This window comes from Pseudoalteromonas sp. TB51 (genome assembly GCF_000498055.1).
GTDB lineage: Bacteria > Pseudomonadota > Gammaproteobacteria > Enterobacterales > Alteromonadaceae > Pseudoalteromonas > Pseudoalteromonas atlantica.
Genome location: NZ_AUTO01000237.1, coordinates 1 through 2384, shown reverse-complemented (window position 1 = coordinate 2384; position 2384 = coordinate 1). Strand labels below are relative to the sequence as shown.

Annotated in this window: 3 protein-coding genes; 2 read left to right on the top strand and 1 reads right to left on the bottom strand. The window is 38.1% G+C overall.

Annotated elements, in window-relative coordinates:
• Nucleotides 1–26 precede the first annotated feature (26 nt).
• Nucleotides 27–437 carry a hypothetical protein gene (locus tag L650_RS0113850; RefSeq protein ID WP_029773488.1) on the top strand — a complete coding sequence of 137 codons (411 nt, stop codon included), beginning with the start codon at nucleotides 27–29 and terminating at the stop codon, nucleotides 435–437.
• A gap of 77 nt (nucleotides 438–514) precedes the next feature.
• Here the strand turns inward: L650_RS0113850 and L650_RS0113845 are convergent, their stop codons facing one another.
• Complete coding sequence (locus L650_RS0113845; protein WP_164835564.1) at nucleotides 515–1828, bottom strand: S41 family peptidase; 1314 nt, start codon at nucleotides 1826–1828, stop codon at nucleotides 515–517.
• A 272-nt stretch (nucleotides 1829–2100) separates the two neighbouring features.
• Here L650_RS0113845 and L650_RS0113840 point away from each other — a divergent pair.
• Nucleotides 2101–2384, top strand: a 284-nt coding sequence (locus L650_RS0113840) for a hypothetical protein (RefSeq protein ID WP_029772423.1), incomplete at its 3' end; no start/stop codon positions are given.

The following is a 2384-nucleotide window of genomic DNA, read 5'->3' as shown; positions in this document are numbered from 1 at the left end:
ACGACTAACCAAACAGGAAGATAATCATGAAACGTACACTTTTAAAAACCATCGCTCTTGGCTCATTATTAACTTGCTCAGCTGCTGCAATGGCTGATCAAAGTGACTACAAATTAATGGTTATTGAAGATTCTGTAACAGCCGCACCAGAGTTTGAACAGCCATTTAATAGCTGTGCACTTAATGTAGAATCTAAAAACTACACAGAAGCTGAAGCCATTTGTACACAAGCAATTGCCTTATTAAAAGAAAGCCGTGGCCCACGTTTAAAAGTACGCGAACTTACATCGTTTGCATTAAGTAACCGTGGCGTAGCCCGCATGATGTCTAAAAAAGACACCGCAGGCCTTTCAGATTTATACGAAGCGTATCAAATTTCTAAAAACTCACTCGTATCTCATAATTTAACGCGTGCTAAAGAAGATTTATCGTTATAAAAACGTTTTATAACGCAATAAAAAAGCCGATGAAGGGATAACCCTGCATCGGCTTTTTTTGTATGCAATTAAAAGGGTTATATCGTGTTTTTATCGAATAGACCAAAATTGTTATAAAGCGATTTTTGTTTAGGTAACTGGCTTGTTTGAGTTGTTGAGCAACTATTGTTAGTTAACAAGTATAGAGCCTCGCTTAGAAGAGGATCTTTGGTATCGCCCCAATCAGAATTAATGGTATCTTCGGCGTAACAATCTGCAGGTAAACCATCAAAGTAATCACCATAGCCAGCTGAGTTAGTCATTTTAAAGTTTATGGCAAACACAACGTGGTCACAAAGTTGATTAATATCCATGCCAACAGGCTTTCCTCCTGTGCTTGTGCCAACTACTTGAACATCAATGTAAGGTTCTAGCGCATTTATTACCACTTCGCTGGCAGACAATGTTTGTTCAGTGGTAAGTATTACTACACGAGGTAAATTTAGGCGTGGTTGATTATTATTTAACTCGAAATCTACGCTGTTAGTTTCACGGTTTTTATTATATTCGTAATTAAACATAGGCTTGCCAAGCACTTTCTCAGCAGCAATTTGGCTTGCTAGTTGTTTAGCTACATTAAGGTAACCGCCCCCGTTATAGCGTAAATCAAGTACTAGCTCTGAAACGTCCTCTTGCTCGAATAACGAAAATGCGTCATCTAAGTCTTGTGCACTGCGTTCAATAAAACTATTAAAGGCCAGGTAGCCAACCTTACCTGTATTAGATTCTAATATGCGGGCGTCTAGAATAGTGTTTGTGCTAACCGTTGCGCGTGCCATAGTGCCGGTTTGTTCTTCACCGTTTAAATCTATCCACGTTACGTCTACTGTATAGCCTTCTTCTTCAGGCCCCAATAAGGCATCGTAGTCAAACGTATTGTTGGTTATTGCTTCTTCAATATTTACGCCATTCATCATGGTGATTAATGAGCCTCTGGTTAACCCCATAGCTGCTGCATTACCATCGTCAAATACATACTTTACAAGAAGACCGTTAGGTTCTATTTTGTTTGCTAAACCATAACCAAAATAACTCGCGTTAAGGTATCGGTCTTCATATTCTTGCGCAGTGACTACATAACTGTATTTATCTAATTCTACTTGCAATTTAACTTCGGTCATTAAATCGCTTAATGAGTCAAATGTAGATGGGTTTGTTGAGGTATTTAGCTGCTCACTCCAAAGGTAATCTGTTTGAAGGTAGTCCCAAAGGGCTTCGTTTTGTGCTGTTTGACTAGCACATACTGCAGGGTCGGAACTTATAATATCGCCTTCGTTTTCTGAGGAGCCCCCACATGCACATAATAATAAAAATGAGCTAGATAAAACTATATTTTTTGTTTTTTTAATCATGACAATCCTTGTAAATACTGGGTTAATTAACAAAGTTACAACACTAATGCTTTTTTGGCAATAGGTAACCATTGTGTAAATTGTTGAGTTTATTTAAGTTTATTTATAGCTTTTAGTCGGCCAATCTTCTGCTGTAGAAGTAGGGTAGGCTAAGTCTATAAGTTAGATTTTCTCACTTATTAGGTTTGTTTTTATCGTTTGTCGGGGCAAGAGGATTTATCTAAAGTTAAGTTGTCGGCAACAAGTACGACTAACCAAACAGGAAGATAATCATGAAACGTACACTTTTAAAAACCATCGCTCTTGGCTCATTATTAACTTGCTCAGCTGCTGCAATGGCTGATCAAAGTGACTACAAATTAATGGTTATTGAAGATTCTGTAACAGCCGCACCAGAGTTTGAACAGCCATTTAATAGCTGTGCACTTAATGTAGAATCTAAAAACTACACAGAAGCTGAAGCCATTTGTACACAAGCAATTGCCTTATTAAAAGAAAGCCGTGGCCCACGTTTAAAAGTACGCGAACTTACATCGTTTGCATTAAGTAACCGTGG

Coding starts and splice junctions, on each gene's coding strand:
- L650_RS0113850 (WP_029773488.1), top strand. CDS start 27: ATGAAACGTACACTTTTAAAAACCATCGCTCTTGGCTCATTATTAACT.
- L650_RS0113845 (WP_164835564.1), bottom strand. CDS start 1,828: ATGATTAAAAAAACAAAAAATATAGTTTTATCTAGCTCATTTTTATTA.